This is a genomic window from Chitinophaga hostae, assembly GCF_018224885.1.
GTDB classification, from domain to species: Bacteria; Bacteroidota; Bacteroidia; order Chitinophagales; family Chitinophagaceae; genus Chitinophaga; species Chitinophaga hostae.
The window spans coordinates 117,565-124,527 of the sequence record NZ_JAGTXB010000027.1; the positions used below are offsets into that span (position 1 = coordinate 117,565).

Here is a 6,963-nt window from a genome sequence, read left to right on the forward strand (position 1 = left end):
GAATAATTATCTTCACTATAAATATTCCGCTTATGTTGTCAAACGTTATCGCCGCTTTGAAAAAAGTGGAACATGGCTTCAAACACATCACGGAAGCCGGCGACAATATCATACAGCAGGCAGGTTTGGATCACCTGAAAACAGCTGCCGCGCTGGTGGGCGGCGACAGCTACCAGGAGCGGATGCTAGGTACTTATCTCCTGGGACTCTTATCGCCGGAAAGCGGGAAAGCGCTGCAACTGCTAAAAACAAAAGTGGCGGCAGATGAAAACTGGAGGGTGCAGGAAATGCTGGCCAAGGCCATAGATCATTATTGCGCTGTAACCGGCTATGAGCAAGCGTTGCCGGAAACAGCGCGCTGGCTGAACGACAGGAATGCTTTTCTTAACCGGGCGGTGGTGGAGGGATTCCGTATCTGGACCAGCCGTCCTTATTTTAAAACGCATCCGGAAGCTGCCATTCAGCTGATCAGCAGCCAAAGTTCAAAAGAAAGTGAATACCTGCGTAAGTCGGTTGGGAATGCGCTGAGAGATATCCGTAAAAAGCATGGAGAGCTGGTATCGCGGGAAATTAAAAAGTGGGATCTTTCTGATCCCAGACTGGCATTTGTTTACAAGCTGGTAACGAAGTAAAATAAAACCGGGTCATAAAAGCTGTACAGCTTTTTATGACCCGGTTCCTTTCCGAATAGTGTTGTTAACTATTCCCAGTATTTTTCACCCTTCTTCATTTTTTCAAGGGTTGTTTCGTAGTTCTTTTTCTCATCGCCGTTGGCTTTGTTCATGGCTTTTTCTTCCCATGCCAGCGCATCTTCTTTTTTGCCGGATTTGTATAACAGGTTAGCATAGGTATCCATGAAAGCCGGTATTTCCGCATCTTTAAATGAACGTTTACTCCATTCCAGCGCCTGTTCAATGCACTGCATGTCGTTACATTTTTCAAAGATAGTCCAGGCATATTCGTTCAGTGATTGCGCATCAGCTTTGTGGCCGTATTTTTTCATATAGGCTACAATCGCGGCTACTGCGTTGTTGGCATCCTTTGTATAGCTGAAGTACTGGACTTTTGTTTTCATGATCAGTTCTTCCGCGATAGCGGGATATTTAGCAGCAAGACTTTTTTCCAGTGCGGCCCAGTCCGGCGCACTTTTGTCTTTTTTCATCAGCTGCGGATACACTTCTTCATTGGCTACAATGCCCATTACCTTTTCTTCTGCTTTACCTGCGCCAAGTATTTTATTTACTTTGTCGGCGTGATGCAGGAACATATCAAAACCAATATCCTTGCTGCTTTGGGTAAATTTGCTGACGAATTCGAGGTTTACAGGGCTGTAAAGATCTTTCTGCTGGCTCAGGTATAACTTGGAGATGTCGCTGGCATTACCCTGGTCGTATTTGTCCAGTGCAAGCAGCGCCAGTTTGCGTAAGAAGGCAGTGTCTTTCTGGCCTTTTTTAAATTTGTCGAGCTGCGTGTAGTATTGCGTGGCCGGCTGCAGTGATGCGGCGCATCTTTCTATAAACTGGTCGGCTTCAGCGCCGCCTACCTGGCGGTCAACGATGTGGCCATCGGGTGCAAACACCAGGAAAGTAGGGTAGGCGCGGATGCTGTAGTCTTTTTCAATTTGTTTGGCCGCAGCATACCAGCTTTTTACCTCTTCATTGTCTTTGGGTGTTTGATCCATCTGCACTTTTACGCTGATGTATTTATCGTTCATAAAGTCGCCCACTTTTTCCTGCGGGAAAATATTGGCCGACATAAATTTGCAGGGGCCGCACCAGGTGGTGAAACAGTCCATGAAAATGTATTTGTTTTCTGCTTTGGCTTTCGCCTGAACAGCTTCCCAGCTGCTGCCGTGCTCAAAATGGATTCCTTTATCCTGTGCTGCCGCCATTAAAGGCAACAGGAAGGCGAGGAGAAACAATTTCTTCATAATGGTTCGATTTGCGTTTTTGATTTGTTGGGTTTGATTGGTAGACGCTAATTTAACGTAGTTCCGGAAGAAAACGGGCGGCAGTGAGAATTTATTTCACAAGATAATTTTGGAAGATAGCAGCGGCAGAAAGGGCTCACCAAAAAATTGGCCAGCCCGGGTTGTAACAGATTAATTGTAACAGATTAATCGTAACAGTTTTTGATTTATCCAGGTGGATGTTATTGTGGTAAGATGGTTTCCGTTTCTTCTGTGGCCTCAATATGCTAAACAATATCCGGCTGCCGCTTAAATATTGTATTTTTCTATAGCACATTTGTACCTGTTTTTCGACGATTACCGAAATAGTGGTAAATTGTTAGCTGTTAAAAGTTCCGCTATGCCGGTAAAACATTATGTGCAGCCGATAGACCTAACACATCCCAAATACCTGCAAAGACTGGTAGAGAACCGTCGTGTATTCAATTCCAATAATTGTGAGTTAAATGTTTTTGAAAGCTATCAGCAGGCTTACCGGGTGCCTTTAACTTTTGGCGACTTTGTGATTACCAGTATGGTGCAGGGAAAGAAGATCATGCACCTGCAGGACCAGCCGGCTTTTGAATACCAGCCTGGCGAAACGGTGATTGTACCGGCCAATGATACAATGATCATTGATTTCCCGGAGGCGAGTGCCCTTAACCCTACGCAATGTATTGCCTTATCAGTGGATGAAACCTATATCAGGAACACGCTGCAATACCTGAAGGAATACTACAATTGCGAGCCCACCGAGATGAATGAGTGGCGGCTGCAATTTAATAAACATCATTTTGCCAACGATGCAGATGTAACGGAGCTGATTAATAAGCTGATCCGCATTTGCCGTAGCCCGGACCGGGGCCGGGATATTTATGCCGACCTGAACATGAAGGAGCTGCTGATCCGTATCCTGCAAAGCCAGCATTTGCAGCTGATTGCGGATGAAAGGGATACCAACAGTAACAACAGCCGCTTTCACTTTGTGCTGCATTATATCCATGAACACCTGACGGAGAATATCCCTATCGATGCCCTTTGCCGGAGAGCCTACCTGAGCAGGAACATATTTTTTAAGTGGTTTAAGGAGCAGTTTGGGATTACGCCGCTGCAGTATATCAACAGGGAGCGGCTAAAGCTGGCCAAGCAATTGCTCGCCGACCGCAAAAATACCGTTGGCCAGGTGGCCTTACAATGTGGCTTTAACGATACCAACTATTTTATCCGGCTGTTCAGAAGCGCGGAAGGGATCACTCCCGGTACTTACCAGTTACTTTGTTTTAAATAGACTTTGTTTACCCGAATTTTCCGATCCGGATGGTGCCGGACCGGAAAACGGTGCATATAACTTAATAGAATACCGGTGGCGGGTTCAGGGTAAGGTTTTGCCGTTGATGCCAGTAAGGATAAATGGTAGGTATTTCGCTGGCAGCATCGAGTTTTTTTATTTGATCTATGCTCAGGTTCCAACCGGTAGCGCCGAGGTTTTGAATGAGTTGTTCTTCATTGCGGGCGCCAATAATGATGCTGGAAACAGTAGGGCGTTGCAGCAGCCAGTTAAGGGATATCTGCGCAACAGATTTACCGGTTTCCGCGGCGATCTCGTCCAGTGCATCTATGATATTATAGAACACTTCGTCTTTTACCACTGCATCCGGAACCGGGCTGCCTCCCTGGGCTACGCGTCCTTGCTGCGGAATGGGACTGTTGCGGCGGTACTTACCACCCAGCCGGCCTGCAGCCAGGGGCGACCAAACAATAGCGCCAATTTTCTGATCGATGCCCAGCGGCATCAGCTCCCATTCGTATTCACGGTTAGCGAGCGAATAATATACCTGGTGGGCTACATAACGGTTCCACCCATATTTTTCGGCGATGGCCTGCGATTTCATCAGGTGCCAGCCGGAAAAATTGGAGCTGGCGATATAACGCACCTTGCCGCTTTGTACCAGGTCGTCGAGGGTACGCATGGTTTCTTCTACCGGCGTCACGCCATCAAAGCCGTGCATGTGATAAATGTCGATATAGTCGGTGTTCAAACGTTTCAGGCTGCCTTCTATCTGCCGCAGCAAATGGAAGCGGGAAGAGCCCTGGTTGTTCGGCGCTTTTCCGAAAGTAAAGGTGGCCTTGGTGGAAATCAGCAGCTGATCTCTTTTGCCGGCAATGGCTTTACCCAGGATCTCTTCGGAAAGGCCGTCGGAGTAAATGTCGGCTGTATCAAACAGGTTAACGCCTGCATCGAGACAAAGATTCACGAGCCGGGTGGCTTCCTCCGCCTGGGTACTGCCCCAGGCTTTAAAGAAATCATTGCCCCCGCCAAAGGTGGCGGTACCAAAGCTGAGCACCGGTACCTGTAATCCCGATGCACCTAATTGTCTGTATTCCATTGTATATAATTTTTAAAGTGTGAGGTCAAAGGTCAGTGAAAGCAGGCTTGTAAATTTATAGCATATAACTGTACTTCTGTAAGATGAAAAAATGCCGGCAATAAAAAAAGTACCCGTTTTAAATTAATTATTATATTTGCGTAATTGATTACGTAATTAGTTACAATATGGAATTCTTTAACAAAACAGGGAAAGCAGCCCTTGGCAGCAGGCTGCGTATGTTGACAGAAACCATTACGGAAGATGCTGAACAGATCTATAAGCTCTACCAAACCCATCTGCAGCCGAAATGGTTTCCTGTATTCTATGTGTTATCAGCAGGAGAAGAGAAAACCATCACCACTATTGCGAAAGAAATAGGGCATTCACACCCGTCTGTCAGCAAAATTATTACGGAGATGAGGAAGAAGGGTTTGGTAGCAGAAAAAAAGGACAAGGCGGATGGCAGAAGGAATATGGTGAGTCTTACGAAAAAAGGGCTTGACATCAACATCCGGTTCAAAGATCAGCTCACGGATGTAGGCAGTGCTATCGAAACTATTTCTTCCCAGGCATCTCATGACCTGTGGAAGGCCATTGAGGAATGGGAATACCTGTTGGGTCAGCAATCGCTGTTAGACAGGGTTAAAGAACAACAGAAGAAACGCGAGTCGGGCAGCGTACAAATTATAGACTATACGCCTGCATATAAAACGGCCTTTAAGGCATTGAACGAAGAGTGGATTGCTACCTGGTTTAAAATGGAGGAAACGGATTATAAATCCCTTGATAACCCCGAAGGATATATCCTGGAAAAAGGTGGTCATATTTTCGTAGCACTTTATCACGGTGAACCGGTAGGAGTTTGTGCGTTAATAAAGATGGATGATCCGGACTACGATTACGAACTGGCTAAAATGGCGGTGTCTCCCAAAGCCCAGGGAAAAAGCATTGGGTGGTTACTGGGGCAGGCCATCGTGCAAAAAGCAAAGGCCTTAGGCGCGCGGAATATTTATCTCGAAAGCAATACCATTTTAAAGCCTGCTATCAGGCTATACGAAAAACTGGGCTTTAAAAAAGTAGCAGGCCGGCCTACGCCGTATGAGCGGGCCAATATACAGATGGAATTGTTGCTGAAATAGCGAAATTAGGAAAGAGGATAGTGATTATTAAAATGGAAGCGTATATTAGTGCGCAGGAAGCGGAATGCTGCTAAAGCGCCCATCTTCCCGTCCACGTTATATAAAAAAATTAAAAACGCTCAACATGATATCACCTGACTCTTTGGAACAGGAGGCATTGCAGACTGCTAAAAATTCCGCTAAACTATCCGCTTCAATCCCACCGAAATTTACCGAGAAGAAATACATTGTTACGCTGATATTTGTTACCTCGCTGTTTATGTGCTGGGGTATTGCACTGACCATGGGAGATGTGTTAAACAAGCATTTTCAGAATGTGCTGGGTTTATCTATTTCCCAATCCGGGCTGGTACAGTTTTCTATTTTCGGCGCTTACGCGCTGATGGCGGTTCCTGCCGGTTGGTTTATTAAAAAGATGGGATATAAAAACGGGGTGTTACTGGGCCTTACATTGTATGCCCTGGGCGCCTTCCTCTTTGTACCTGCAGCCAATGCGGCTTCCTTTCCTATTTTCCGGATCGCGTTGTTTGTACTGGCCTGCGGAATGGCTACCCTGGAAACAGTGGCGCATCCGTTTACCGCTGCATTGGGAGATCAGCGGACCAGCGATCAGCGGATTAACTTCGCGCAGTCGTTTAACGCCATAGGCGCTGTGGTTGGCCCTACCATGGGTTCTTATTTCCTGCTGAATGCAGGGCATGAAGCCGGCGATGAACTGTTATCCGTGAAAACATTATACCTCTACATCGGTGCGGTGATCGCATTGATTGCTATTGCCTTCGCCATGGTAAAAGTACCGCCGTTAACCGATCCGCACGATGGAAATGGGGATGCCGACGGTAATGACGTAATAACCGCGCCCAAAAAGCTATTTCAGCAGAAGCATTTTGTGTGGGCTGTGGTGGCGCAGTTTTTTAATGTGGCTGCGCAGGCAGGCACCTGGGCGTTCTTTATCAACTACGGACATAAAGTGATGCACTTCTCTGATAAAAAAGCCGGTTATTTCATGTCGCTCTTTATGGTGATGATGCTGGCAGGCAGATTTGTAGGTACCGCATTGATGCGTTTTATTGCCCCCAATAAATTGCTGGCCGCTTTTGCACTGGGAAATATACTTATGTGTATTCTGGTGGCGCAGGGTTGGGGCTGGACATCCTTCATCGCACTGCTGATGATCAACTTCTTTTTTAGCATCATGTATCCGACAATTTTCAGTTTAGGTATAAAAGACCTGGGACCGCAAACGCAGCAAGCTTCTTCCTTTATTGTAATGGGAATGTTTGGTGGCGCCGTTTTCCCGCTGATAATGGGACGCCTGGCAGATACTAACATCGCCACAGCTTACTATCTGCCGATTGTTTGCTATGTGGTGATTTTCTTCTTCGGTTATAAACTCTACAAACTCCGCTGAGAATAAAATGCTGCATGTACTGGATTGAAAGAAAAGGGCTGTCTCATAAATAAAAAATGAGGCAGCCCATTTTTTCATTTCTATGAGAAGTAAGCC

Annotated in this window: 6 protein-coding genes; 4 read left to right on the forward strand and 2 right to left on the reverse strand. The window is 46.3% G+C overall.

All coding sequences use genetic code 11. From position 1 onward, the window contains the following. The first annotated feature begins 32 nt into the window (after positions 1-32). Positions 33-632, forward strand: a complete 600-nt coding sequence (locus KE626_RS32280) for a DNA alkylation repair protein (protein WP_249207865.1) — start codon at positions 33-35, stop codon at positions 630-632. 68 nt (positions 633-700) lie between these two features. On the opposite strand, the gene KE626_RS32285 is transcribed toward KE626_RS32280, so the two are convergent. Then, complete coding sequence (locus KE626_RS32285) at positions 701-1,930, reverse strand: thioredoxin family protein (RefSeq protein WP_211977215.1); 1,230 nt, start codon at positions 1,928-1,930, stop codon at positions 701-703. Between the two features lie 379 nt (positions 1,931-2,309). On the opposite strand from KE626_RS32285, the gene KE626_RS32290 reads away from it, so the two are divergent. Beyond that, positions 2,310-3,236, forward strand: a complete 927-nt coding sequence (locus tag KE626_RS32290) for an AraC family transcriptional regulator (protein WP_211977216.1) — start codon at positions 2,310-2,312, stop codon at positions 3,234-3,236. 61 nt (positions 3,237-3,297) lie between these two features. Here the strand turns inward: KE626_RS32290 and KE626_RS32295 are convergent, their stop codons facing one another. Continuing rightward, positions 3,298-4,335: an aldo/keto reductase gene (locus KE626_RS32295; protein WP_211977217.1), complete on the reverse strand. Its 1,038-nt coding sequence runs from the start codon at positions 4,333-4,335 to the stop codon at positions 3,298-3,300. Positions 4,336-4,502: 167 nt separating this feature from the next. Between KE626_RS32295 and KE626_RS32300 the strand changes: the two genes are divergently transcribed. Together KE626_RS32300 and fucP are read left to right on the forward strand one after the other, a co-directional pair. After that, positions 4,503-5,456 carry a bifunctional helix-turn-helix transcriptional regulator/GNAT family N-acetyltransferase gene (locus KE626_RS32300; protein ID WP_211977218.1) on the forward strand — a complete coding sequence of 318 codons (954 nt, stop codon included), beginning with the start codon at positions 4,503-4,505 and terminating at the stop codon, positions 5,454-5,456. A gap of 124 nt (positions 5,457-5,580) precedes the next feature. Continuing rightward, the gene (gene fucP / locus KE626_RS32305) at positions 5,581-6,867 is read left to right on the forward strand and encodes an L-fucose:H+ symporter permease (RefSeq protein ID WP_211977219.1); all 1,287 of its coding nucleotides are present in this window, start codon (positions 5,581-5,583) and stop codon (positions 6,865-6,867) included. The last annotated feature ends 96 nt before the right edge of the window (positions 6,868-6,963 follow it).